Raw genomic sequence first — 24283 nt, forward strand, 5'->3', positions numbered from 1 at the left:
ATGCGCGGAGCAAGACACATGCGGAAGCGGGCGAGAGGAGTGGGCAGGCAGCGAGGGCAGGTGGCTTCAACGCCAGTGGACCTCGCGCGCCCCTTGCCCTCTTTGCGCATCATGGACGCGGTAGCGCTGACGGTGGGCGTTGTCCTGGGAGCCGGCATCTTCAAGGCGCCTTCACTGGTGGCGGCCCAGCTGGGCAGTGAGGGCGCCGTGCTGCTCGCGTGGCTGCTCGGAGGTGTGGCCTCGCTGGTGGGCGCGCTGTGTTACGCGGAGCTGGCGAGTGCCTGGCCGCATCCCGGTGGTGACTACCACTTCCTGCACCGTGCGCTCGGCCAGGGGCCGGCGTTCCTCTTCGCGTGGGCCCGGTTGACGGTCATCCCCACCGGCTCCATTGCGTTGCTGGCCTTCGTGTTCGGTGACTACGCCTCCCAGCTCGTGCCGCTCGGATCGTATTCGTCCTCGGTGTATGCGACGGCGGTGGTGGTGGGGCTGACGGCCATGAACGTGGCCGGGCTCCGGCAGGGCACACGCACCCAGAACCTGCTCACCGTGCTGGAGGTGCTCGGCGTGGGAGTCCTCATCGTGGCGGGGCTGCTGCTCGCCCCCACCCCCGCCCAGCCCCCGCCTGCGGCCTCCTCGTCCTCCATGGGCTCGGCCTGGGGCATGGCCATGATCTTCGTCCTGCTCACCTATGGCGGGTGGAACGAGGTGGCCTGCCTCTCCGCGGAGGTGAAGGGCTCACGGCGCAACCTCGGACGGGCCCTGCTGGTGAGCATCGGCGTGGTGACGGCGCTGTACCTGCTGGTCAACTGGGCCTACCTGCGGGGCCTGGGCCTCGCGGGGGTGGGGAGCTCGGAGGCGGTGGCCGCGGATCTGATGAAGCGGGCTCTGGGCAACTGGGGCGCACAGCTCATCTGCATCGTCGTCGCCGTGTCCGCGCTCACCTCCGCGAACGCCACGGTGCTCACCGGTGCGCGCACCCATTACGCCTTCGGTTGCGACAGCGTGATCTTCAAGGGGCTGGGCCACTGGCACGCACGCGCCAACACGCCCACGCGCGCGCTCCTCGTGCAGGGGGCCATCTCCCTGGTCTTGGTGGGACTGGGCACGCTGACGCGCCAGGGCTTCCAGACCATGGTGGAGTACACCGCGCCCGTCTTCTGGCTCTTCTTCCTGCTGACGGGCGTGTCGCTGCTGGTGCTGCGCGTGCGCGAGCCCCATGCACCTCGTCCGTTCCGGGTGCCGCTGTACCCGCTGACGCCGCTGCTCTTCATTGGAACGTGTGGGTACGTCCTCTACTCCAGCCTGGCGTACGCGGGGCTGGGCGCGCTGGCGAGCCTGGTTGTCCTGGGCTCCGGTGCCGTGCTGCTCACGGTGGAGCACGTGCGCCGCGTCCGCACGTCCCCCCGCCAGCAGCGCCACGCACCTCACGCTCCCCGCATGCAACAACCCAAGGAGGTCACATGAAGCGGCTCATGGTCGTGTTGTCACTCGTCGTAGGGTTCGCGGCATCCGCCCAGGACACCTCGGCCCGTCAGCTGCCAGGACAACACGAGGAGGAGGCCCAGGCCCCTGAGGTGCCCTTCGTCCCCACGCATCAAGACGACGTGGAGCGCATGCTGGAGTTGGCCAGGGTTCGGCCGGGGGATGTCGTCTACGATCTCGGCAGCGGAGATGGGCGCATCGTCATCACCGCCGTGCGGAAGTACGGGGCCCGCGGGGTGGGGGTGGACATCGATCCCGAGCGCATCGCCGAGGCGAACGAGAACGCGCGCCGCGCGGGTGTGGAGGATCGCGTGGAGTTCCGCCAGGGAGACTTGTTCGATGCCGACATCGGCGAGGCCTCGGTGGTGACGCTCTACCTGCTGCCCTCCGTCAACGAGCGCCTCAAGCCCAAGCTGCTCGCCGAGCTGAAGCCGGGCACGCGCATCGTCTCGCACGACTTCGACATGGGGGATTGGAAGCCGGTGAAGCAGCTCGAGACGAACGGAAGCACCCTCTACCTGTGGGTCGTCCCGGAGCGCGGGGGCCACAGGGCCCCGCGCTGAGCATCGCGGACCCCGGTCCTACCCGGCGAAGGGAGAGAAGTTCACCACCACCTGGCCCTCGGGGACGAAGGTGCGGCGTGCAAAATCCTGAACATCCTTGCGGGGCAGGGGGGCAGCCGGTGACATCAGCTCCACCGGTGTCAGCGACTCCTTCCGGGGCTGGGACACCAGCCGGGCCAGCTCCGACGCGCGCCACTCATCATCATCCGCCTGCTGCGCGAGTCTGAGCTGGAAGTGCTGGTTCACCAGCTTCTCCTCCGCGGGCTTCATGGGCTTGCGGGACAGCAGCTCGAAGGCCTCCTGCAGCCGGTCCGGCAGGTTGCTCGCGTCCATCGAGCCGCTGTGGGCCAGCACCATCAGGAAGGTGTTGCCACGCAGCGACAGGCACTGCACCTCCAGGCCGGTGGTGATGGGCTCGTCGATGTGCAGCTCGCGCACCAGCCGCATCTCCAGCACGGCCGCCACCCGCGGACACGCTCGCCGGTCCTCGGGCGCCACCAGATAGCCGTAGGCGATGAGGCTCTCGGGCGCGCGCGTGGCCTGCTCGATGGGCAGCAGTGGCTCCACCAGCTTGGTGGGCTCGTACTCGCCGGGAAGCGACGGCGGCAGCCGCACCGCCTCATCCAGCATCTTGAGCACCTCCTCGCGCTTCACGCCTCCGGTGAGGACGATGCTGGTGTTCGCCGGTACGTAGTGCTGGGTATAGAAGCGCACCACGTCCTCATGGGTGATGGAGCTGAGCGTCCCCTTGTCGCCGAGGATGGAGCGCGTGCCCGGGCCCTCGAAGAGCGCATCCTCCAGGTGCTCGCGGAAGCCCGGCGGCTTGCTGAAGTAGGTGCCTTCGGTGCGGATGATCTCCACCTCGCGCTGCATCGTCCTCGGATCGAGCGTGGGGCTGGAGACGATGCGCAGCAGTTGCTCAGCCAGGGGCAGGAAGGCCGCCGTCGGGGCGCGCAGGACATACGAGGTGGAGAAGGGCGTGGTGTAGCCGTTGAACTCGCCGCCCGCGGCCTTCACCGCGGCGCGGAAGTCCGAGCCCCGGACGTCATGGCTACCAGAGAAGATGAGGTGCTCGAGCAGGTGCGCCAGCCCCTCTTTGAGGGTCGGGTCCTTCTGAGCGCCCGTGCGCACCACGTAGTGCAGCGAGGCGGAGGGGGCGCCGGCACGCGGGGCGAGGATCAACTCGCTGCCATCGGGCAGGGCCTCCACGGTGGGCGGTGGCACGCTCCGCGAGTCTTCCGCCAGGGCAGCGGTGGAGATGAGCACCAGGGCCAGCACGGCCCGGCGAGCATGAGGCAAGCAGGCAAGGGGACTCATCGGTTCTCCGGCACGGGATCCAGCTCGATGGTTTCGCGAGGGGGCGGGCGGGGAATGGTGAAGTGGATTTGGATGGAGGACTCGTTGCGCAGCCAGCTCGAGGCCAGCTCACCGAGCGACTCCGGGGTGAGCGCCTCCAGGGCGGCCGGCAGATCCGCCCCGTACCAGGCCGGGCGGTGACGCGTGAGCCGGAGCTGCTCGGCCACCAGCGCCGGGTCCGTATCGGCCAGCTGCAGCCGTCGGAGCATGCCCTGTCGGTGGCGCTCGAAGGAGCCGGGCTCGAGCTTGCCCTCGCGCACCGCCTGCACCTCCTCGCGCAGGAAGCGAGCCAGGTCCAGGCCCGAGCGCTCCGAGGCCGGGAGGATGAGCGCGAACACATCAATGGCGGGCGTCAACACGATCTCAGAGGCGAAGCCGTAGCCCACGCCCGCATTGCGGAAACGGTTGTAGAGGCGCTCCTCCATCAGCGAGGCGAGGACGCGTGCCGCAGCCGCGTGGCGCGCCGTCTCGATGCGCACCGGATAGGCGAACACCTGCACCTCACGATCGGAGGGCACGTCACGCTTGAAGGGGAGGCTGAGCTTGGCTTGCTCCAGCTTGTGGGGGGTTCCGCCCTTGAAGCCCGCCACCAGCGTGCGCAGCGCCTTGGCATCGAAGTGCCCGGTGGCGATGATGGTGGCGTTGCTCGGCGCCAACCACGTGGTCACGTACTGGCGCAACTTCTGGGGCTCCAGCTCCTCGAGCTTCTCCACCGAGCCGAGGTTCTCATCCCGGTAGCGCTGGTCCTCCAGGAGCGCACGCGCCAGCAGCATCTCCACCCAGTTGTCCTGGTCGACAGGCTGCGGATCCCTCTGGGTCCGCTCCACCGTGGCCTTGAAGCGCTTGAGGTCGAGCTTGGGCGAGAGAACGGAGGTGAGCAGCGTGCGAGCGAGCGCATCGAATTGGGACGGGGGCGCGGTGAGGGTGAAGCGGCTCTCGTGCAGGCCGGTGCGCAGCTCGAGCGTGGCGGCGGACTTGTAGAAGGCGAGCGCCAGCTTTTCGTAGGTAGCGCGAGCGTTGGCGTGCAGCAGGGCGTGCTGCGACATGCGCGTCAGCCCGTTCTCGAAGTTCTCCTCGATGGCGCCCGCGTCGAAGACAATGGTGAGCGTGGAGCGGTTCGCCTCGCGAGGGGCGAGCAGGAGCAGCGGATGCTGCGGCGAGGGCCGGAAGGTCTCCACCTCGAAGGGCGCGGCGAACGCGGCGGGAGCCAGCAGCAGCAGGAGCAACCGAGTGGCGCGGAGGACGAACGCGGGGGGTGTGAGGCTCATGAAGCCGGGGTGACTGGAAAAGGAAGGTCAGGCACGGCAGGCTTGCCGGCCAGCGCGGCCACCCGCCGCGTACAATGCCATGAGCGCCACGCCTCCGTCTTCCTGCGCTGTCTGTCACCGGCCCCTCACCCGGAGTGTGGGGGGCCTTTGTGCTCACTGCGGTTCTCCCGTGTCCACCACGAGCCCGGACGAAGGATCCGGCCTGGATCTGGACTGGGATGCCGCGCCCTCCCTCGCCGCCCGGCGTCCGGCCGCGACGCCCGCTCCTGCGCCCGCGCCCGCGGCTCCGCCCGAGGTGGATCCGTTCTCGATTGATCTGCCCGAGGTAGGGGAGGTCCTGCCGCTGTCCGAGGAGGACGCGTCGCTGGACTGGGCAGAGCTGCCTCCCGCGCAGGCCGCGCCAGCCGCGCCGCCTCCGAAGGAGCCCGTGGTGGCGAGGGAGCGCCCGTCCGGTGCAGTGCCCTCGGTGGCTCGGCCATCAGGCGCGGTGCCCTCGGTGGCTCGGGAGCTTCCGCCTGAGACGCCGGACGTGAATCTGAACACGCCGGCGGCGCGGGCTTGGGGGCCGATTGCACTCGGGGCGCTGGCGGTAGCAGGCGTGGTGCTGCTCCTCCAGGGGGCCCTGCCGAGGAGCTTCCCGTCGCTGTTGGAGATGACGGTGCTGCTGCCGGTGCTCACCGGAGCGTCGTCCGACTTCTTCCCGCTGTCCGCGTGGGTACTGGCGCTGCTGTCCTGGGGACTGCTCGGACTGGCCATGGGCCTGGGACATCGGCTGGCCCGACGTGCCGGCTCGCCGCTCGACATGGGCGAGCTGGAGTCGGTGGCGCTCGTGCTCGTGCCAGGGCTCAACCTGGTGGGCGGGCCGTACGTGTTGAGAGAGCTGGGCATGGCCGCCGAGTCCCGGAAGGCGGGGCTCCGCTTGGGGCTGCACAAGAGGGCCATCGCGGCCGTGGGGCTGCTGGCCGGATCGGTGGCGCTCGAGAGCGTCGCAGTCCTCCATCCCGGGGAGCTCTCGCGCATGGCGGCGCTGGCGGTGCGGCTCTTGTCGACGGCGGCCTTCGTGGCGGTGCTGTCCGGCATGGGGCGAGCGCTCTGGGTGCTGACGAACTCCGTGGGGGTGCCGGGAGGAAGGGCGCGCGGGTGGGGCTCGGCGGCGCGAGGGGGGGGCTCCCGCGCTCCGAAGCCTGTCTGGGTGGGGTTGCTGGCGGCCACGGCCGTTGCGGTGCTGGGCGTGTGGTTCTTCCGGAACGAGGAACTGGCTTGCGAGTCAGGGACGTCGGCTCGCCACACCCAGGGCTCCTGGGGCGAGTGGGTGAGCGCGTGCGTGCGGCCCTCGGGGGCGCGGCACGGAGCGGAGTGGGCGCGAGGGCCAGAGGGCCGACTGCTGGCGAGAGGGGAGTACCGTGAGGGCCAGCGGCACGGCACCTTCCGCATGTGGAGCGAGACGGGCGTGCTGCTGGATGAGCAGGCCTATACCGAGGGGCAGCCGAGCGGGAAATGGAAGCTGTACCTGCCGAGCGGGCGACTTCTGCTGGAGGAGGAGTACGTGGGCGGCAAGCGCGAGGGCCCGACCTCCATCTATTACGCGAGCGGCAACCGGCGGATGCTCAGGAGCTACCAGAAGGGGCTGGCACACGGCCGCTACGCGACGTGGTTCGACTCGGGGCTGGTGGAGGAGGAGGGGGCGTTCGAGGAGGGTAGACCGTCCGGTTGGTGGGTGAAGCGGGACAAGGAAGGGAAGGTGGTCAAGCAATGGAGTGGCGGGTACTCGGCGAGCCAGGACACGGCGGGCGTATCGGCGGTGCTGTTGGATGGCTCGGTGCCGGCGGTTGCACTGCGAGCGGGCCATACGACGGAGTGGTGGAAGGCGCGGATCGAGCTGCTCCGGGACAAGGCGCGGAGGGAGCCTGAATTCGTCGCACTCTACGAGCTGACGTTGAAGCGGGCCCGGGCCAGCGGCTTCACGATCTTCGAGAAGCCCGAGGGAGTGGTTCTCGCACTAGAGCCCACGCCCTGAAGAATCACTCTTCCGACTCCTCCATGGCCTTCAACTCCTCGATCGTGGGGGAGCGGATGAGGACCCACTCGCCGTCGCGCATGCGTGTGACGGTGTGGAGAGCGCCTGCGATCTCCAACACTGTTTCATAGGGAAGGGTCGGCTGGGTTCGTAGCCAGGCTCGAGCCTCATCCTCGGTTGCGAAGGAGCGAAGGGGTTTTGGCCAGGCTTCTTCGGCGTTGACGGCTTTTACGTACTCCCAGAAATCATTCATCCGGCCGATGCGTCGGATGAAGTGGAGAGCCAGGGCCGCGGTCTCGAGGGTGGTCACCGCTTCCGGATCGCTGGAGTGCTGTCCAGCCACTGCTTCCAGGGAGCTCAGAAGGTCTTCCAGTTTGGAGCTCATCATTCATCCTCCACTCACTTCACCATCCAGCGAAGTTTCTGATTGGGTTATGAGAACCAGCGGAGCGAGGATCAACACTCCAGCACCGGCAGAGACGACGATGAACGTCACGCCAGCAACTGTGACGAGGGTGCCTACCAGGAGTTGTTGGCGGTGGCTTCTCAACCAGTCAATCGCATCATCCATCACCGTGAATTCCAGTGCGTGAAGCTCGTTCAATTTGAGGCAGTCATCGTAAGCTTCGCGACATGTGTTCTCGCAGAACGCATGATGATCATGGCCACCACGCTTGTAGGGATAGGGCGGCTTTCGCTTCCAACAGCGCCGGAAGCACTCGATTTGTTCCTTGTCACAATCCCTGTCACGACGTGCAGTGAGCGCTATTGGACCTGAATCCCTTGACCGGATTAGCGCCTGATCGAGTAGTGCCCGGTCGAGTTCTGATACTTCCTGCCAGGTCATTTCCTGGGTCTCATCCGAGGTATCACGAATGACCAGGAGCCGGTCCTGTGGAGACTGGAATTTCTCGGAGAGGACAGGGCGAGGGTTGCTGCACGCCAGGAGGATGAGGGGCAGGAGCATGCAGGCGCCTGACCTGACGTGAAGGGGCATTATCAAGGGGGGTCCCGCGAAGTGGAGGGGAGGCGCTCTGGTACCATGCCGGGCGGGCATGGCAAGCGACATCCTCACTCATCGTGACGACCACGAGAGACGGGGCGAGAAAACGGCACACGAAGGAGAGGACGGTACATGTTCCTGGGCATTGATGTGGGCACTTCATCCGTCAAGGCCGTGCTCGTGGACGGCCAGGAGCGCATCCTCGCGAGTGCCAGCGCGGCGCTCGAGGTGGACCGGCCGCATCCCGGCTGGTCGGAGCAGGATCCGGAGGCGTGGCTCCGCGCCTGCGCGCACGTGCTGGACTCGCTGGCCACCTCACACCGGGAATCCCTGGCGGCCGTCGAGGGCATCGGCCTGTCCGGTCAGATGCACGGCGCCACGCTCCTGGGCGCGGATGACAAGCCGCTGCGCCCAGCCATCCTCTGGAACGATGGTCGCTCGGAGGCCGAGTGCCGTCTGCTGGAGGAACGCTGCCCGCGCTCGCGCGAGCTCTCCGGCAACCTGGCCATGCCGGGCTTCACCGCGCCGAAGCTGCTCTGGGTGTCCCGGCACGAGCCCGAGTGCTTCGCGAAGACGCGCAAGGTGTTGCTGCCCAAGGACTACGTGCGGCTGTTCCTCGTGGGCGAGCATGTCTCGGACATGTCGGACGCCGCCGGCACGTTGTGGCTCGACGTGGCGAAGCGAGACTGGTCCGACGAGCTGCTCGCGGCCACGGGGCTCACGCGCGAGCACATGCCTCGGCTCGTGGAGGGATCCGAGTCCTCCGGCCGGCTGCGTCCCGAGTTGGCCCGACGCTGGGGTATGACCCGAGCGCCCGTGGTCGCCGGAGGAGGCGGGGACAACGCGGCGAGTGCAATTGGCATGGGTGCCGTGAAGCCGGGTGCAGCGTTCGTATCGCTCGGCACCTCGGGCGTGCTGTTCGTGTCCAACGCGCGCTTCTCACCGAACACCCAGGGCGCGGTGCATGCCTTCTGCCATGCCGTGCCCCACACCTGGCACCAGATGGGCGTCATCCTGTCCGCCGCCGCGAGCCTGGAGTGGTTGTCCTCGCTCCTGGGCGAGCCGGCGCCCGCGCTCATCGCCGCGCTCGGCGAGCGCGTCCAGGCACCGTCCCCAGTGAAGTTCCTGCCGTACTTGTCGGGGGAGCGTACGCCGCACAATGACGCCTCGGCGCGGGGGGCGTTCGTGGGCCTGGCGCACGGAGAGGGTCGCACGGCGCTGACCCAGGCGGTGCTCGAGGGCGTGGCCTATGCCTTCGCGGACTGCCTGCGCGTGCTCGCCGACGCGGGAACTCAGATTGCACGTGCTTCGGCGGTGGGCGGGGGCTCGCGCTCGCCGCTGTGGTTGAAGATCCTCGCGAGCGTACTCGACCGTCCGCTCGATGTGCATGCCGAGGGGGACTTCGGAGGCGCGTTCGGAGCGGCGCGGTTGGGGCGGCTCGCGGCGACGGGCGAGGATCCCTTCGCGCTCGCCGTGCCGCCGCCCGTGGCCCGGGTGGTGGAACCCGATGCCACGCTCGTACCTCTCTACGCTGAGGAGTACGCCCGCTGGCGCCGCCTCTATCCCGCGCTCGCGCAGGTGTCCGAAGCCAATTGAAGAGCCGGGAGGCTGGCAGTTCTCAAGCGACAGGCGTCCCCTCCGGGCTCGTTCTTCCGCGACCTGTCCGACAGTCGGACAAGTTGGCGAAAAGTGCGGCCGGAGGGCGGAGGTCTCCTGGCTTAGAGGACTCAGGCCCTGGCGGAGGGAGGGGTCTCCTTCGCCGGGTCGAGCGACTTGAGCGTGGCGACCACGCCCTGCTCGTCGATCTGCTTGCGCAGCTTCAGATACAGGTCCACGAAGCCCTGGTGCGCGGGAATCTTCGAGCCCACGACCTCCTTGAGCTGGATGAGCGTCATGGGCGAGCTGCTCTGCATGACCGGCTCGAGCAACTGGCGCGCGTTGGGCTCGTTGATCGTGTGGAGCTGGCCCTTCTCGTCCGTGCCCTTGAGGTAGCGGTCATAGGCGGCGAGGAAGAAGGCAATGCGGTGGTAGGGGCGGCCGTTCTCCAGGATGGCGTGCACGGTAGGCAGGAGGAAGCCGGGGATCTTCGAGCCACCGTCCATGCACAGGCGCGCGAGCTGATCGCCCACGGCGCGGTTGCCAAAGCGCTCGAGCAGCTTGTCCTTGTAGGAGGGGATCTCGAGTCCGGGCAGGGACTTGAGCCACACGCCCGCGTCATGGTCGAGGAAGCCGCGCAGATAGCTGAAGAAGAGCGGATCGTGCAGTGCGTCGTCCACCTTGCGCAGGCCGGCCAGGTACGCGGGGTAGGAGAGCATCGTATGGGTCGCGTTGAGCAGGCGGATCTTCGCCTCCTCGTACGGCGACACGTCCTTCGTGAACATCACGCCCACGGCGTCCCACTCGGGGCGGCCGTTGCGGAAGTCATCCTCCAGCACCCACTGGATGAAGTCCTCGCAGATGACGGGGGCGGCGTCGTCCACCTGGGTCAGCTCCCGCAGCTTCTGCCGGGCGACGTCGTCCGTGGCGGGAGTGATGCGGTCCACCATGCCGTTGGGGAAGGCCACCTCGCGCTCGATCCACGCGGCCAGCTCTGGATCCCTCGCCTTGGCGAAGGCCACAACGGCGCGGCGGGCCTGGGCGCCGTTGTGGCGCAGGTTGTCACAGGACATCACCGTGAAGGGCTTCACGCCCGCCTTGCGCCGGCGCGCCAGTGCTCCCACGAGGAAGCCGAATACGCCCTGGGGTGATCCGGGGTTGGCCAGATCGTGCGCGACGGTGGGGTTCTGGAGGTTGAACGTCCCGTGCTGGTCGAGGAGATAGCCGCCCTCGGTGATGGTCAACGAGACGATGCGGATGTCCGGGTGGCTCAGCTTCGCGAGCACCGCCTCCGGGTTCTCCGGGGCATAGAGGTACTCCACCATGCACTCGATGACGCGCGAGACGTGCGAGCCATCCGGCGCCATCTCGCTCACGGTGTAGAGCCCGTCCTGCGTCTTCATCGCCGCGGCCATGGCGGCGTCCTGGGGCAGCAGGTTGATGCCACAGATGCCCCAGCCCTCCTGACCGGGCCGTGCGAGGGCGCGGTCGGTGTAGATGGCCTGGTGAGCGCGGTGGAAGCCGCCCACGCCAATGTGGGCGATGCCGGCGCGCACCCGGGTCCGGTCATAACCGGGGCGGACGATGGAGGAGGGCAAGCGGCTGAGGTGGGCTTGATCGAGCGTGTGCATGGGAGAGGGGAGCTCTTAGCTCAAGGAGGGGTGGTGGATGGCAACGCCGTTGGCGTCGAAGACGTGGATGCGCTCGGGCTTGAGGGCGACCGAGACGGATGTGCCCTCAATCGCGCCCACATCGCCTTCACAGCGAACGGTGACGCGCCCGAGCTGAGGCACGGAGAGGTACGCGTAGGCGTCGCTGCCCAGCCGTTCGATCATGTCCACACGGCCGTCCAGCGTTCCCTGTCCTGCCTGTCCCAGTGTGAGCTGTTCAGGACGCACGCCCACCGTCACTCGGCTGCTTTCAGCGGTGGAGCGCATGCCCGGGGGCAGGGGCAGGGTGCCGCCATTGGCCAGGGTCAGGGTCGAGTCCGTCCGAGTGGCGTCGAGGAAGGCCATCTGCGGCATGCCAAGGAAGCCCGCGACGAAGCGGTTCGCGGGGCGCCGGTACAGCTCCTGTGGCGAGCCGGCCTGCTCAATGTTGCCGGCGTTGAAGATGACCACCTTGTCGGCCAGGGTCATCGCCTCGACCTGATCGTGGGTGACGTAGATCATCGTCGCGTTGAGCTCCTTGTGCAGCCGGGCGATCTCCAGGCGCATCTGCACGCGCAGGGAGGCGTCCAGGTTGGACAGGGGCTCGTCGAACAGGAAGATGCGCGGCTCGCGGACGATGGCGCGACCAATGGCGACACGCTGACGCTGGCCGCCGGAGAGCGCCGCCGGTTTGCGATCAAGCAGCGGCTCCAGCTCCAGGATGCGAGCGGCGCGGCCCACCTTCTCGTCGATGATCTTGCGGTCCGCCTTGGCCAGCTCCAGGGAGAAGGACATGTTCTGGCGGACCGTCATATGCGGGTAGAGCGCATAGGACTGGAACACCATGGCCAGGTTGCGCTTGGCCGAAGGCAGCCCTGTGATGTCCTGCCCGTCGAGCAGGATTTGACCGGACGTGGCCTGCTCCAGGCCCGCGATGAGACGCAGCAGCGTGGACTTGCCACAGCCGGAGGGGCCCAGGAAGACGCAGAACTCGCGGTCCTCGATGGTCAGGTCCACACCCTTGATGACGCGCGTGTCACCGAAGGACTTGGTTAGGGATTTGAGCTCGAGACGTGCCATGGGGGGTGTTCCGTTACTTGACGGCGCCGAAGGTCAGACCGCGGACGAGTTGTTTCTGCGAGCCCCAGCCCAGTACCAGGATCGGAGCGCAAGCGAGCGTGGAAATGGCAGACAGCCGGGCCCAGAAGAGACCCTCTGGACTCGAGAACGAGGCGACCAGGGCGCTGAGGGGCGCAGCCTGGGTGGTGGTCAGGTTGAGGGACCAGAACGCCTCGTTCCAGTTGAGGATGAGCGCCAGGAGCGCGGTGGAGGCGAGTCCGCCCCGGCTGACGGGCAGGAGCACGCGGTAGATCTCCTGCGCGGTGGTGGCGCCATCCATGCGCGCGGCCTCCAGGATGTCCCGGGGGATGTCGCGGAAGTAGGTGTAGATCATCCACACCATGATGGGCAGGTTGACGAGCGCGAACACGACGATGAGGAGGAAGCGCGTGTCGAGCAGCCCCGTGAAGCGCGCCAGCAGGTAGATGGGCACCAGCACGCCCACGCCGGGCAGCATCTTGGTGGACAGCATCCACATGAGGGTGCCCTGGGTGCGCTCGCTGGGATGAAAGGCGAACGCGTAGGCCGCGGGCACCGACACGATCATGCCCAGGAGCGTGGCGCCCCCGCTGGTGAGCAGCGAGTTCCAGGCGAAGTGCAGGTAGTTGTTGCGCTCGAGGATCTCCCGGTAGTTCTCCAGCGTGGGGGTGAAGAAGAACTTCGGGGGCATGGAGAACGCGCCCAGCTCCGTCTTGAAGCTGGTGAGCACCATCCAGAAGATGGGGAAGAAGATGAGCAGGGCGACGAGCCACGCGCAGATCGCGCGCAGCGTCTCGGTGACCTGACGGCGGTTGTTCAAGTCGGGCATGGGTTCAGGCCTGGGTGAGGGATTTGCCGATCAGGCGGATCAGGAAGATGGCAACCAGGTTGGCGAGCACCACGGCAACGAGGCCGCCCGCGCTGGCGGCGCCCACGTCAAACTCGAGCAGGGCCTGGGTGAAGATGAGGAAGGGCAGGTTGGTGGTGGCATCGCCCGGGCCTCCGCCGGTGGTGGTGAAGATCTCCGCGAAGACGTTGAGCAGGAAGATGGACTCCACCATCACCACCACGGCGATGGGCCGAGCCAGGTGCGGCAGCGTCAGGTGGCGGAAGATGGCCACCGGGGTGGCGCCGTCCATCTGCGCGGCCTCCTTCTGCTCCTGATCCATGGACTGCAGCGACGTCACGAAGATGAGGATGGCGAAGGGCAGCCATTCCCAGGCGACGATGAGGATGATGGACAGCAGGGGCCAGTCGGAGAACCAGTTGATGGGCGTGAGCCCGAAGAGCTGGAACACCCAGGCGAACAACCCGGACACCGGGTTCATCAGCAGGTTCTTCCAGACGAGCGCGCTCACCGTGGGCATGATGAAGAAGGGCGAGATGAGCAGCATGCGCACGATGCCCTGGCCGGGGAACTTCGCGTCCACGAGCACGCTGATGAGCACGCCGAACACCACGGTGATGACCAGCACGCTACCCACCAGCAGCAGCGTGTTGACGATGCTCGTGAGGAAGCTCGGGTAGGTGAAGAAGTAGGTGAAGTTCTCCAGCCCCACGAACTTCGTTTTGCCCGGGTAGAGCAGGTTGTAGTACTGCGTGGAGAAGTACAGCGTCATGACCAGCGGGACGATCATCCATGCGAACAGCATGAGGATCGCGGGGGCCGCGGTGAGGCGGCCGGCGCGGCTGGAAGGTTGGGCGGCTTCACTCATCTCTGAGCTCCTGGAGCTTCGTTCTCGTCGTAGTAGCCCGCGCGGTGCATGGTGCGCCGCACCGCTCCTTGCGAGGTGTGCAGCACCTTGTCCACGCGGCTGAAGCCCGCGAGGGCCCCGGAGATCTGCCGGCCCACCATGCTGCCGATGGCCTGGAACTCGGGGATGGTGGCGAACTGCACGCCCGTGTACGGCACGGGCTTGAGGGTGGGGGAGTCGGGGTTGGCCGTCTGGATGGCTTCCCGGGTGACTTGGGCGAAGGGCGTGTTCTGGAGGTACTCCGCGTTCTCGTAGGTGGACACACGCGTGCCCGGCGGCATGGCGGAGATGCCATGGTGCTTGGCGACCAGCTGCCCGTACTCCTTGGACGTGGCCCACTGGATGAACGCGAACGCGGCCTCCTTCTGGCGCGAGCTCGACGGCACCGCCAGCGCCCAGGTCCACAGCCAGGAGCTGCCCTTCTCGGTGACAGCGCGCGGCGCTTTGGCGAACCCGACCTTGTCTGGCACCAGGCTCTGCGTCTTGTCCGTGACGAAGGAGCCCGCCACGCTCGCGTCCACCCACATGGCGCACTTGCCTGCGTTGAACAGCGTCAGGTTCTCGTTGAAGCCGTTGCTGCTGGGCCCCGGCGGGCCGAACGTGGAGAGCAGATCCACATAGAAGTTCACCGCCTGGTGCCACTCGGGGGTGTCCAACTGGGGCTCCCACTTCTCGTCGAACCAGCGGCCCCCGAACGCGTTCACGATGGTGGTGATGATGGCCATGTTCTCGCCCCAGCCCGCCTTGCCGCGCAGGCAGATGCCATACACACCGTGGGCGGGATCATGCAGCTTCTCGGCGAAGCCGCGGATCTCCTTCCACGTGGGCTCCGCGGGCATGCTCAGCCCCTTCGCGGCGAACAGGTCCGTGCGGTAGTAGGTGATGGAGCCCTCGGAATAGAAGGGCAGCGCATACAGGCGGCCCTCGATGCTCAACTGCTTGCGCACGTTGGGCATGAGGTCGTCCACATCATACTGGGGCGAAAAGCCTTCCAACGGCATCAGCCACTTCTGGCGGCCCCACATGGGGGCCTCGTAGGCGCCAATGGTGATGATGTCGAACTGGCCGCCCCCGGTGGTGATGTCGGTGGTGAGCCGCTGACGGAGCGTGTTCTCGTCCAGCACCAGCCAGTTGAGCTTCACGTCGGGGTGTTGCTCTTCATAGACCTTTGCCAGCGACTGCATGCGGACCATGTCGCCGTTGTTGACGGTGCCAATGGTCAGCGTGGCGGCCCCGGCGGCGTCGGCCCCGAGCAGCAGGCCGAGCCCCACGAGGGCGGTGTGTGCGGGGTTCATCCTCTTCATTCGGTGACTCCGGCGGCTGCGCCCTCACGGCGGGCAGTCGCGCCAATCCATCAGATCGCCCGGTGGGGCAACTTCCTGTTCAATCCCGGATGTCCGGGCTGCGGACCATGTAACAAATGGCGCAACTTAACGCCCCTGCTGTGAGCAGAGACAGGAGGGGAACGACTCAATGGCGATTGCAATTGTGTAACCCTATGGAACTTCCCTGAAGCGATGACGCACCCCAGCATCCAAAAGCTGGGAATGTCGGAGTCATCTGTTAAGAAGGTAATTGCCGTACTTACAGCTTCTCAGATGATGAAAGATGGGAGGTCTTGATGAAGAACATCCGACTGGCATGTCTCGCCGTAAGCCTCGCGCTCGGCGTCAGCGCGCAAGCCGCGGAATCAGCGAGTGATCTGGTGTGCAAGGCGTCACCCGCATCGCAGAGCATCAAGAAGGTGGGTGAGGAGGTGGTGCGCCGCCTCGAGTCACCGCACCCGTACGCCGCCGCGGTGGATCTGCGCGCCGCCAGGGGAGGGGCGCTTCTCAGCGAGAAGATCACCCATCCCGGGGCCTCGTACATCGCCCCGCACTTCGCCACGCTCGAGCTCGAGGAGGGGGACTACCTCGTCGTCCGTTCTCCGGACGGCTCGCGCTCCTGGCGCTATGACAACTCGCACCCAGGCGCGCGCGATGGCTTCTGGGGCATCCACATCCCCGGAGACACCGCCATCATCGAGCTGCACAGCAAGGCGGTGGAGCGCCGCGGCGTGCTCAACAAGTACGGCTACCGCATCGACAAGTACGCGCGCGGCTACACCGCGCAGGAGCTGGACAGCTCCGATTTCAGCACCAAGGCCCTGTGTGGCGCGGACGACTCCGGCTGGGCCCGGTGCTACGAGGGCAGCGAGGCGCAAATCTACAACCACGCTCGGGCCGTGGTGCGCCTGCTCATCAATGGCTCCAGCGCGTGCACCGGCTGGCTCGTGGGCAACGAGGGCCACCTGCTGACGAACAACCACTGCATCAGCACGGCCGCGGCAGCGCAGAACACCGATTACGAGTTCATGGCCGAGGGGAGCACCTGCTCCACCAGCTGCGCCTCGTGGGGCGCGTGCCCTGGCACGGTGGTGGCCACCAGCGCCACGCTCATCAAGACGGACGCCCCCCGGGACTACACGCTGCTGAAGCTGCCCAGCAACCCCTCCGGCACCTATGGCTTCCTCCAGCTGCGTCCTACTGGCGCGGTGCTGGAAGAGCGCATCTACGTCCCCCAGCACCCGGCGGCGTACGGCAAGAAGATCGCCGTCACCTCCAGCGCCACGGCTGACGCCTCCGGCTTCGCCGAGGTGTACAGCCTCAACGCGGCGGCCTGCCAGAGCGGTGGTCCCAATGACGTGGGCTACTACGCGGATACCCAGGGTGGCTCCTCGGGCTCGCCGGTGATTGGCTACGCCGACCATCAGGTGGTGGCGCTGCACCACTGCGCCAACTGCCCCAACCGCGGCGTGCCCATCCAGGAGGTCATCAGCCACCTCGGTAGCAGCCTGCCGCAGTGCGCCCTCCGCAGCGAGGAGTGCCCGGACCCGTGGGGTGCCAACGGCGAGCCGCCGCCCCCGCCGCCGCCTCCTCCTCCGCCTCCTCCCGAGTCCTTCACCTATACCGCCACCAACACCAACAGCGCCCAGCAGAACACGACGGACAAGAGCCTGACCCTCAACGCGGGGGACGTGGTGGAGGTGGGCACCTGCAACCTCACCGGCGCCACCTCTTCGGGTGACACCTACCTGCGCCTGTTCGACGCCTCGGGTGTCCAGGCCGCCTCCAACGACGACGCCTGCTCCAGCAACTCGTCCTACTTCAAGTACACCGTGCCCGCGGGCAAGGGTGGCACCTACACGATTCGCGCTGGCTGCTACTCCAGTGGCTCCTGCGGCGGCACCGTGGTGTGGAAGATCACCGCCGGTACCCCGCCGACTCCCGGTCCCACTCCCTCCACCGGTTCGTTCAACTTCAGCGCCAGCAGCACCCAGAGCGCCACCCTCAACACCACCAATCACGACGTGACGGTGGCCGCGGGACAGACGATCCAGCTCGGCACCTGCACCGTGGCGGGCTCTTCCGGCACCGGTGATACGTACCTGCGGCTCTATACCGCTGCCGGCGCCGAGGTGAGCTCCAACGATGATTCGTGCAGCAGGCTCTCGTACCTGAGCTACACCGTTCCGGCGGGCGCGGGCGGCACGTATCAGATTCGCGCAGGTTGCTACTCCTCCGGCAGCTGCAGCGGCACGGTGGCCTACACCATCCAGTAGACCCTCCGCGCTTTGTGGTTCAATGACGGCGGCCCTCTTTCCGGGGCCGCCGTTTTTTGTTCCCGGCACATTCCTTTCTCAACTCAGCGAGAGAACACACTCATGAAGAGCGGATGGAAGCTGTCGATGCTCGCGTTGTCCGCGCTCCTGCAGAGCGCGTGTGGGACCACCACACCACCGGAGGACGCTCCGGACGGTGGAGCCGTGCCCCTCGCAGCAGCGGACTGCGCCGTCGGAAACACCGCGGCGCTCCAGGACCTCGGGGATGACCTGCCAGATGGAACGGGCACGCCGGTGACGACCATGACCATCAAGAACGTGGGTGGCACGGGCTCGTACGAGCGCGTGACGCACATGGTTCCCGGTGTCTGGGGACAGGCCTGCCCCTCCAATGCGTGCCAGAAGGCAACCACGCCCGTGAGTGGCGCGCTCGCTCCCTTCAACGAGGAGCTGACGGTCAACTTCCGCGGACCGATGGAGCTGTATGACATTGCCGTCTACCGGCCGGACGCGAGCTCCTGGAAGCGGGTGTCCTCGTGGAACCGCTGCGGCTCCACGAACCTCACCTTCTTCAACAACCTGGGTGGCACGGGAAGCGGCGAGTGGACGCTGTGCGGTGGGAACAGCCAGAGCTATGCCTCCGCCGATGCGAAGACGGCCGTCGCGGCCCCCACCCGCTTCAACGGCACGCTCGCGAACCGGGTCGAGATGAACATCCTGTCGGACGAGCCCTGTAACGGTACGGGGGATGCGAGCGAGTGTGGCTTCTACCGGGGCGTGACGCGTCACGGCTGGGCGGGCGCGAAGATCTTCGCCATCCGCGCCCGCATGCCGCGCTACACGGGGCCCATCACCGAGTACTACGACGACGTGCCGGCCATCTGGATGCTCAATGCCCGCGTGGTACGCACCGCGCAGTATGGCTGTAACTGCCGGGGCATGGGCTCGCCTGGAGGCTGCGGGGAGCTGGACGTGGCCGAGGTCATCCACGGCGAACATCCGATGCATGCGACGAGCACCATCTACTCCTTCGAAGGTGCGACGGGCAGCGGCCCCAACTACTTCATGCGCCCGGTGAAGGAGAGCGCGACCTTCATCGTCATCTTCGACGCGAGCGGGAAGGTGCAGATGCTGCGGCTCAAGCCCGACGCCTTCGACTTCGGTGACAGCGTGTCCAACGCAACCGTCTCCACCTGGCTGGCGATGACGGGTCACACCCTGTCGATGCCCTGAGCCACCGGCTTCGCCCCTGCCCGAAGCATCCCGTCAGCGCCCGGGTACGCGTCCCTCCATGCCGCCGCCCCGGCTGGCTCCCGTGCCCTGGGGGATCATCTCAGAACCGGTAGACGGCCGCGAGCCGGACGAGGGGCCGCACCGCCTCCTGCTTCTCGACGTGCGTCTCGCGTCTGGTCAACAGACAGGGGGTGAAGAGAATGCACCCCGGGGTGGGTGGCTCCACGGTCTCGCTTCGCGTCTGGCTGACGTCGGCGCCCGCGCCGAGCGACACGCGCCATTGCTCTCCGAGCGTCTGCGAATAACCCAGGAGCCCACCGACGGACGTCCGGGTCCCGCTTGTCTGTTCGTCGCGCTTGAAGAACGTGCCTTCCGCCTGGAGGCCCAGGAAGAGACCCTGGAACGGCTGGTTGCCGACGTAGAGACGGCTTCCGGCCTGAAGGCCCACGGCGTCCATGCCCATGCCGAGATGAAAGCCCCCGAACACCGTGAGGTGCGGCAGCATGGGGTGCTCCAGGTCCACGACAAAAGCTGGCGCTTCGGGCGGGGTTGCCTCCACCGAGAGCGAATGGCTGCGCAGACCGACGGCGAGCGCGCTGCGCGAGCGGCTCGAGGGTGCAGCGGACTCCGCGGGAGCGGTCTCGCTCGGGGCTTCATCCTGGGCGAGCGCCAGGGCAGGGGCCGTGAGAAGGCTGGCGAAGGCGAGGAAACGAGTGGTGTACGGATTCATATACCCGCGGCTCAATCAAGATTCGTGCCCTGCGCAACCCTCTGAAAGAATGGAGTCTCGGTTGTGTCAGGTGTGAATGGGGCCGCACACGTGTGCACGTTTGGTTGGATGACAGGCGTCTCGGACTCGAGGGTGACGTACGCGTCCGCGCCTGTTCAGACTCGTTGAATCGCTCGTGGGTTGTGTGTGGCGCGAGACTCGCGTCAGGGGTGCTTCGCGAAGCGGAGCCGGGAACGGACGTACCCTTGTGCGGTCAGCGCCGGTGACTCGCGGTGTCCGGCGTCGCCCCCCTCACCCACGGGAGACTCGATGATCATCGAATGGCGCAAACGGCATTCTTCCGTCCTCCTGGCGGTCAGTGTCTTCTTCGCGCCCGGACCTAGCGGCGCGAGCGTCCCCCTCCGCGGCACTCTGCACGCGGAGAGGGATTGCGAGGCCTTTGTGTCGAAGAAGAAGAAGAGCAACCCCGACAAGGCGCGCCTCGAGCCGGGTGATGCCTACGTCATCCTGGAGGTGAATCGCCCCCAGCAGCCGGATTGGGTGCGGGTGCGGGTGGAGGATGCCAATCCGCCAGAGCGGTGGGTGGAGGCGAGCTGCGGAAGACAGGAGTTGAGCGAGACGCCGGCGGAAGAAGAGCAGGCGGAGACCGAACGCCCGATTGAGCCGGATGACCCTTCGCTCTGCGGCACCGCTGGCCTGCAGGACAGCTTCAAGCTGGCCCTGAGCTGGCAGCCGGCCTTCTGCGAGAGCCACCGCGGGAAGAAGGAGTGCGCTGCCAACTTCCCCGCCGCCTACCAGTCGGCGGGCAACTTCACCCTGCACGGCCTCTGGCCCAATCGGGAGGCTTGCGGCATCAACTATGGCAACTGTGAGCACCGGCGCCCGCAGCGCGAGTTCTGTGACTACCCCTCCCCCGGCGTCAACGCGGAGGTGACCAGGCAGTTGAGCCAGGTGATGCCTGGCACTGCCTCGTGTCTGGAGCGCCACGAGTGGTTCAAGCACGGCACCTGTCAGGTGGATTGGGATCCCAGCCAATACTTCGAGGTAGCCATCGACCTCGTTCGCCAGTTCAACGACTCGGGCCTCAACAAGTTCATGGCCGCGAACATGGGCAAGCAGGTCCTGGTGGAGGACTTCCTGGCGCAGGTGGACAGCGCCCTGGGCGAAGGAGCTCGCCAGCGGCTGCAATTGACCTGCGCCGGCGGCAAGCTGACCGACGTCTACATCTCCTTGCCAGCTCATATCCAGCCGGGCTCGAGCCTCAGCGAGCTGATCAGGACCGCCCCGCAGGACTTCCGCAGCAAGTGCTCCGCTCGGTTCCTCGTTGATCCGGTGGGCTTCAGCCGCTGAGTCAGCTGCCTTCCGGCACGGCTCAACGTGCGGATTTTTCGGACAGCAACCGCACGTTGAGCGCGGCATTTCCGTAGAACTGGGTGTTGTTCCCGACGGAGTGGTTCTCCAGCCGGCGCTGGAGGTGGATGTCGTAGCGGCCGAGCTTCATGAAGCCGTCGTTGAACCACCCATTGCCACGCCCCGAGCCGTCAACGTATTTGGCGTACTGCTCGTCTGCGGGCCAGATGACGGAGTCGAGCGTCACCGTGAGGGCGCGGACATCATCCTCGGTCCACTCCACTCCCGCCTCGTATGCCTCGATGATGAACGCCACCACGGCGTTGCCGTGGGACACGTCCTGGCCAGGACGCGAGTGGGTGCCCCAGGAGTCGTTCCAGAAGAAGGCCGCCTCGTTGACGGGGCTGGCGCCCAGTTGCTCACGCAGAGACGACGAGTGGTTCGGCAGGCTCCGGTTGATGTTGTTGAGCACTTCCAAGTACCGGGCCTTGCGTGTCGCGTCCGTCGTCAGGAGCGACAGGTTCATCGCGATAGCGGCCCAGTGCGAGGCCATGTGCGTGTTTTCCCGGTAGATGTGGATGCTCGCTCCTCGTCGGAGCCATTTCTCGAAAATGTCTATCTCCGAGAACTCCAGCAAACGATGGTACTGCGCGCGATACCGGGGGGTGTTGTAGAGCGCAGGCGTCTCTCGGATGACGCGCAGCAGGCGGGTCACGTAGCGCCAGCAGTAGCTCTCGTACAGCGGCACCTCCTGCCCCCTGGTCTCCGGATGCTGCGAGGCCCAGCCTCTGTACACGTCCTTGAATTGGCCTCCGGAGAGCGACCAGGAGTCTCTGGCCGAGTTGACGACGTTGTTGACGTAGAGCAGGGCCCGGTCGAGGTATTGAACCTTCCCCGTGGCTCGGTACATGGCGGTGTTGCCATCAATGCCGTAGGAGAGGCCGTAGAACTGCCAGCTGTCGCGCGAGGTGCTCGCGGGCAGGAAGCTCGTCGTATGCTCGAGCTCCCATTGGGTGAGGAACCGCCTCTCCCACTCGTCCACGGAGTGGAGCCCGGGGGGCGCTGATAGGTATTCAAAGCCCAGCTCGGATCCGGCATGCGGGGCACATACCACTCCGGCGAGGAGGGAGAGGACAACGAGCGCGCACCTGTGAAGAGCACAGCGGCTTTGGAGAGAGGAGTCCAACATGAAGGGTGTCCTGGAGGGAGTAACCAGCGACATGCTCGTACTCGGGCGCGTACTTTAGCGAAGCACCGTGTGCGCTCACGGGCTGCCGCCACATCTGTGCACAAGTTCAAGTATGTTTTTTCTCCGTCCCACGGACTGTCGCCCTGCGTGCGGCCCCTTGCCTCCCGAGGCAATCAAAGCCATCCCTGTGAGGGTATGAGGAGAGGCTCGGGACGAGCGCACGGAGGGGTGTATCCCGGCCTCTCGAGTTGCTCCTCGGGTTAGCGCAGTGCCGGGTAGTCTGTGTATCCCTTCTCCTCGCCGCTGTAGAAGGTGGCGAAGTCCGCCGAGTTGAGCGGGGCCTTGTGCCGAAAGCGCTCCGGGAGGTCTGGATTGGCGAGGAATGGCACGCCGTAAGCCACGAGATCGGCCTCTCCTTGGGAGAGCGCTGCCTCTCCCGTCTGCGCGTCGTAGCCACCGTTGACGATGAGGGTGCCCTGGAAGGCCTTGCGTATCAGCGGGGTGATGCGCTGCTCCGCGTTGGGTGCCGACTTGCCCGTCACGGCCTCGGTGACATGCAGGTAGCCGAGCTTCAACCGGCTCAGCTCGCGAGCCATGTAAGAGAATGTCTCGGCCGGCGTGGAGTCCGTCATGCCCCCGTAGGGATACGGTTGCGGCGAGAGCCGATAGCCCACCCGCTCCGCGCCCCAGACGTCCACCACCGCCCGGGCCACCTCCAGCGGGAAGCGGGCCCGGTTCTCGATGCTGCCACCATAGGCATCGGTGCGCTGGTTGGAGCCATCCCGCAGGAACTGGTCGAGCAGGTAGCCGTTGCTGCCGTGCAGCTCCACACCATCAAAGCCCGCTTCCTTGGCGTTCTCGGCCGCGCGCCGGAACTGCTCGACAATGCCGGGAAGCTCCTCGGTCTCCAGCGCTCGCGGCGTCACCATGCGCGTCTTGCCCTTGAACGTGAAGACCTCCCCGTCGACGGGGATCGCGGAGGGCGCCACGGGCAACTGGCCGTCATGGAAGTCCGGGTGAGAGATGCGCCCGACATGCCACAGCTGGGCGAAGATGACGCCGCCCACCGCATGGACGGCATCCGTCACCTTCTTCCAGCCCGCGACCTGCTCGGGCGAGTGCATGCCGGGCGTGCGGATGTACCCCACGCCCTGAGGGCTGACCTGGGTCCCCTCGGAGATGAGGAGCCCCGCCGAGGCACGCTGCGCGTAATAGGTCGCTGCCAGGGGGTTGGGCACATTGCCGTCGACGAGCGCCCGGCTGCGCGTCATGGGCGCCAGCACCATCCGGTTCTTCAGTTCGAGGCGGCCCAGGCGAAAGGGGGAGAGGAGGTTTGAAGGGGTTGTCATGGCCAGAAAATGTCGGGGCCGATATGGACGTGCCATGGCATCCAGTCCAAAAGAATTGACCGATCGTCCAAGCCCGGGAGACGAGCCGATAACCGACGTGCTCGCAGATGTGTTGGACACCATGCGCCTGACGACCCTCATGCATGGCCGCTTCGACCTGTATGCGCCTTGGGGAATCCAGTTCCCAGGGGGGCCTGCTGCGCACATCGTCGTCATCGCGCGTGGAGGCGCTCGCCTGGAGGTCGAGGGGATTGAGGGAGCCATCGTACTGTCTGCGGGAGACCTGGTACTGCTTCCGCACGGCGGAGGGCACACGCTCCGCGATGCGGAGGGGAGTCCGCTCCACATTCTAGGGAAAGGCGAATGCCAGCGCTCTCACGGGAGAGGGCCGATCCGGCTGGGTGGCAGCGGGGCCCGGACGGCGCTGGTGGCGGGTTCCTTCCGGCTCGGCGCCGCGCCTCGCACGTTGCTGTTCGAGGGACTTCCGCGCGTCATCCAGGTCGCTGCGGACTCGCCCGAGACGTCCCCCTCGCTGACGGCGATCGTTCAACTGCTCATCTCGGAGAGTGCCTCGTCCAGCCCGGGCGCGACCGTCATCATGAGCCGGCTCGCGGACATCTTGCTCGTGCAGGCGATCCGGACCCACATCGCGGCAGGTCAGTGCCGGGAGCACGGGCTGTGCGCGCTCGCGGATCCTCAGATTCGCAAGGCCCTCTCGCTCATTCACGAGAGACCCGCCGAACCCTGGACCGTCGAGAGTCTCGCGACGGCTGTTGCCCTCTCACGCTCCGGGTTTGCCGCACGCTTCAGCGCGCTCGTTGGAGAACCCCCCTTGGAGTACCTCGCGCGGTGGCGGATGACGAAGGCCGCCCAGTTCCTCCGCGAAAGCGAGCTCTCGCTGAGTGAGGTCGCGGTAACCGTCGGCTACCAGAACGAGGCGTCGTTCAACCGGGCCTTCAAGCGCTGGGAAGGGATTGCGCCAGGCGCGTATCGGCGGCAGAACGAGCGGACTCGCGCGCTTGGCTGAGTCGACTGCGGTAGCCTG

At 66.8% G+C, this 24283-nt stretch carries 20 protein-coding genes; 8 read left to right on the plus strand and 12 right to left on the minus strand.

Annotated features, from left to right (window positions below; translation table 11 throughout):
* Positions 1-18: 18 nt before the first annotated feature.
* Positions 19-1464 (plus strand): APC family permease, encoded by a 1446-nt coding sequence (locus tag F0U60_RS25170; RefSeq protein WP_395824173.1) that lies wholly within the window; start codon positions 19-21, stop codon positions 1462-1464.
* A complete protein-coding gene (locus F0U60_RS25175) occupies positions 1461-2045 on the plus strand; it encodes an SAM-dependent methyltransferase (protein ID WP_395824176.1) in 585 nt (194 codons plus the stop codon). The genes F0U60_RS25170 and F0U60_RS25175 overlap by 4 nt, the downstream gene beginning before the upstream one ends.
* Before the next feature lie 18 nt (positions 2046-2063).
* On the opposite strand, the gene F0U60_RS25180 is transcribed toward F0U60_RS25175, so the two are convergent.
* The gene (locus F0U60_RS25180; protein WP_395824179.1) at positions 2064-3362 is read right to left on the minus strand and encodes a M16 family metallopeptidase; all 1299 of its coding nucleotides are present in this window, start codon (positions 3360-3362) and stop codon (positions 2064-2066) included.
* Complete coding sequence (locus F0U60_RS25185) at positions 3359-4669, minus strand: M16 family metallopeptidase (protein ID WP_395824182.1); 1311 nt, start codon at positions 4667-4669, stop codon at positions 3359-3361. The genes F0U60_RS25180 and F0U60_RS25185 overlap by 4 nt, the downstream gene beginning before the upstream one ends.
* Positions 4670-4838: 169 nt before the next feature.
* Between F0U60_RS25185 and F0U60_RS25190 the strand changes: the two genes are divergently transcribed.
* Positions 4839-6686, plus strand: a complete 1848-nt coding sequence (locus F0U60_RS25190; protein ID WP_395824185.1) for a hypothetical protein — start codon at positions 4839-4841, stop codon at positions 6684-6686.
* A 4-nt stretch (positions 6687-6690) separates the two neighbouring features.
* Here the strand turns inward: F0U60_RS25190 and F0U60_RS25195 are convergent, their stop codons facing one another.
* Positions 6691-7074 (minus strand): hypothetical protein, encoded by a 384-nt coding sequence (locus tag F0U60_RS25195; RefSeq protein WP_395824188.1) that lies wholly within the window; start codon positions 7072-7074, stop codon positions 6691-6693.
* Positions 7075-7653 carry a hypothetical protein gene (locus tag F0U60_RS25200; RefSeq protein ID WP_395824191.1) on the minus strand — a complete coding sequence of 193 codons (579 nt, stop codon included), beginning with the start codon at positions 7651-7653 and terminating at the stop codon, positions 7075-7077.
* A 168-nt stretch (positions 7654-7821) separates the two neighbouring features.
* On the opposite strand from F0U60_RS25200, the gene xylB reads away from it, so the two are divergent.
* Positions 7822-9285 carry a xylulokinase gene (gene xylB, locus F0U60_RS25205; RefSeq protein WP_395824194.1) on the plus strand — a complete coding sequence of 488 codons (1464 nt, stop codon included), beginning with the start codon at positions 7822-7824 and terminating at the stop codon, positions 9283-9285.
* Positions 9286-9416: 131 nt separating this feature from the next.
* On the opposite strand, the gene F0U60_RS25210 is transcribed toward xylB, so the two are convergent.
* From F0U60_RS25210 to F0U60_RS25230, 5 genes are read right to left on the minus strand one after another with little or no spacing between them, the layout of a single operon-like run.
* On the minus strand, positions 9417-10916 hold the full coding sequence (locus F0U60_RS25210) for a mannitol dehydrogenase family protein (RefSeq protein WP_395824197.1): 1500 nt from the start codon (positions 10914-10916) through the stop codon (positions 9417-9419).
* A 15-nt stretch (positions 10917-10931) separates the two neighbouring features.
* Positions 10932-12014 carry an ABC transporter ATP-binding protein gene (locus F0U60_RS25215; RefSeq protein WP_395824200.1) on the minus strand — a complete coding sequence of 361 codons (1083 nt, stop codon included), beginning with the start codon at positions 12012-12014 and terminating at the stop codon, positions 10932-10934.
* Positions 12015-12027: 13 nt separating this feature from the next.
* A complete protein-coding gene (locus tag F0U60_RS25220) occupies positions 12028-12861 on the minus strand; it encodes a carbohydrate ABC transporter permease (RefSeq protein ID WP_395824203.1) in 834 nt (277 codons plus the stop codon).
* Between the two features lie 4 nt (positions 12862-12865).
* Complete coding sequence (locus F0U60_RS25225; RefSeq protein WP_395824206.1) at positions 12866-13747, minus strand: carbohydrate ABC transporter permease; 882 nt, start codon at positions 13745-13747, stop codon at positions 12866-12868.
* Positions 13744-15090 (minus strand): ABC transporter substrate-binding protein, encoded by a 1347-nt coding sequence (locus F0U60_RS25230; RefSeq protein ID WP_395824209.1) that lies wholly within the window; start codon positions 15088-15090, stop codon positions 13744-13746. The genes F0U60_RS25225 and F0U60_RS25230 overlap by 4 nt, the downstream gene beginning before the upstream one ends.
* 317 nt (positions 15091-15407) lie before the next feature.
* Here F0U60_RS25230 and F0U60_RS25235 point away from each other — a divergent pair, with 317 nt between their 5' ends.
* Together F0U60_RS25235 and F0U60_RS25240 are read left to right on the plus strand one after the other, a co-directional pair.
* The gene (locus tag F0U60_RS25235) at positions 15408-17387 is read left to right on the plus strand and encodes a trypsin-like serine peptidase (protein ID WP_395824212.1); all 1980 of its coding nucleotides are present in this window, start codon (positions 15408-15410) and stop codon (positions 17385-17387) included.
* A 102-nt stretch (positions 17388-17489) separates the two neighbouring features.
* Positions 17490-18620, plus strand: coding sequence for a DUF2403 domain-containing lipoprotein (locus tag F0U60_RS25240; protein WP_395824215.1), 1131 nt, complete (start codon positions 17490-17492; stop codon positions 18618-18620).
* Between the two features lie 100 nt (positions 18621-18720).
* On the opposite strand, the gene F0U60_RS25245 is transcribed toward F0U60_RS25240, so the two are convergent.
* A complete protein-coding gene (locus F0U60_RS25245) occupies positions 18721-19350 on the minus strand; it encodes a hypothetical protein (protein WP_395824217.1) in 630 nt (209 codons plus the stop codon).
* A gap of 309 nt (positions 19351-19659) precedes the next feature.
* Here F0U60_RS25245 and F0U60_RS25250 point away from each other — a divergent pair, with 309 nt between their 5' ends.
* On the plus strand, positions 19660-20700 hold the full coding sequence (locus F0U60_RS25250) for a hypothetical protein (RefSeq protein WP_395824220.1): 1041 nt from the start codon (positions 19660-19662) through the stop codon (positions 20698-20700).
* A gap of 22 nt (positions 20701-20722) precedes the next feature.
* Here F0U60_RS25250 and F0U60_RS25255 read toward each other — a convergent pair whose 3' ends face one another.
* Both F0U60_RS25255 and F0U60_RS25260 read right to left on the minus strand, forming a co-directional pair.
* Positions 20723-21742, minus strand: coding sequence for a hypothetical protein (locus F0U60_RS25255; RefSeq protein ID WP_395824223.1), 1020 nt, complete (start codon positions 21740-21742; stop codon positions 20723-20725).
* Positions 21743-22149: 407 nt separating this feature from the next.
* A complete protein-coding gene (locus F0U60_RS25260) occupies positions 22150-23238 on the minus strand; it encodes an alkene reductase (RefSeq protein ID WP_395824225.1) in 1089 nt (362 codons plus the stop codon).
* Positions 23239-23272: 34 nt separating this feature from the next.
* Here F0U60_RS25260 and F0U60_RS25265 point away from each other — a divergent pair, with 34 nt between their 5' ends.
* Positions 23273-24265, plus strand: coding sequence for an AraC family transcriptional regulator (locus F0U60_RS25265; protein WP_395824228.1), 993 nt, complete (start codon positions 23273-23275; stop codon positions 24263-24265).
* Positions 24266-24283 lie beyond the last annotated feature (18 nt).

The sequence above is a fragment of the Archangium minus genome, assembly GCF_044360475.1.
In the GTDB taxonomy this organism is placed as follows: domain Bacteria; phylum Myxococcota; class Myxococcia; order Myxococcales; family Myxococcaceae; genus Archangium; species Archangium minus.

Bases quoted from the DNA above. Each gene is read 5' to 3' on its own strand.
- F0U60_RS25185 (WP_395824182.1), bottom strand. From the start codon at position 4,669: ATGAGCCTCACACCCCCCGCGTTCGTCCTCCGCGCCACTCGGTTGCTC.
- F0U60_RS25250 (WP_395824220.1), top strand. From the start codon at position 19,660: ATGATCATCGAATGGCGCAAACGGCATTCTTCCGTCCTCCTGGCGGTC.
- F0U60_RS25215 (WP_395824200.1), bottom strand. From the start codon at position 12,014: ATGGCACGTCTCGAGCTCAAATCCCTAACCAAGTCCTTCGGTGACACG.
- F0U60_RS25175 (WP_395824176.1), top strand. From the start codon at position 1,461: ATGAAGCGGCTCATGGTCGTGTTGTCACTCGTCGTAGGGTTCGCGGCA.
- xylB (WP_395824194.1), top strand. From the start codon at position 7,822: ATGTTCCTGGGCATTGATGTGGGCACTTCATCCGTCAAGGCCGTGCTC.
- F0U60_RS25260 (WP_395824225.1), bottom strand. From the start codon at position 23,238: ATGACAACCCCTTCAAACCTCCTCTCCCCCTTTCGCCTGGGCCGCCTC.
- F0U60_RS25245 (WP_395824217.1), bottom strand. From the start codon at position 19,350: ATGAATCCGTACACCACTCGTTTCCTCGCCTTCGCCAGCCTTCTCACG.
- F0U60_RS25220 (WP_395824203.1), bottom strand. From the start codon at position 12,861: ATGCCCGACTTGAACAACCGCCGTCAGGTCACCGAGACGCTGCGCGCG.
- F0U60_RS25265 (WP_395824228.1), top strand. From the start codon at position 23,273: ATGGCATCCAGTCCAAAAGAATTGACCGATCGTCCAAGCCCGGGAGAC.
- F0U60_RS25170 (WP_395824173.1), top strand. From the start codon at position 19: ATGCGGAAGCGGGCGAGAGGAGTGGGCAGGCAGCGAGGGCAGGTGGCT.
- F0U60_RS25235 (WP_395824212.1), top strand. From the start codon at position 15,408: ATGAAGAACATCCGACTGGCATGTCTCGCCGTAAGCCTCGCGCTCGGC.
- F0U60_RS25210 (WP_395824197.1), bottom strand. From the start codon at position 10,916: ATGCACACGCTCGATCAAGCCCACCTCAGCCGCTTGCCCTCCTCCATC.
- F0U60_RS25225 (WP_395824206.1), bottom strand. From the start codon at position 13,747: ATGAGTGAAGCCGCCCAACCTTCCAGCCGCGCCGGCCGCCTCACCGCG.
- F0U60_RS25180 (WP_395824179.1), bottom strand. From the start codon at position 3,362: ATGAGTCCCCTTGCCTGCTTGCCTCATGCTCGCCGGGCCGTGCTGGCC.
- F0U60_RS25200 (WP_395824191.1), bottom strand. From the start codon at position 7,653: ATGCTCCTGCCCCTCATCCTCCTGGCGTGCAGCAACCCTCGCCCTGTC.
- F0U60_RS25240 (WP_395824215.1), top strand. From the start codon at position 17,490: ATGAAGAGCGGATGGAAGCTGTCGATGCTCGCGTTGTCCGCGCTCCTG.
- F0U60_RS25195 (WP_395824188.1), bottom strand. From the start codon at position 7,074: ATGATGAGCTCCAAACTGGAAGACCTTCTGAGCTCCCTGGAAGCAGTG.
- F0U60_RS25230 (WP_395824209.1), bottom strand. From the start codon at position 15,090: ATGAAGAGGATGAACCCCGCACACACCGCCCTCGTGGGGCTCGGCCTG.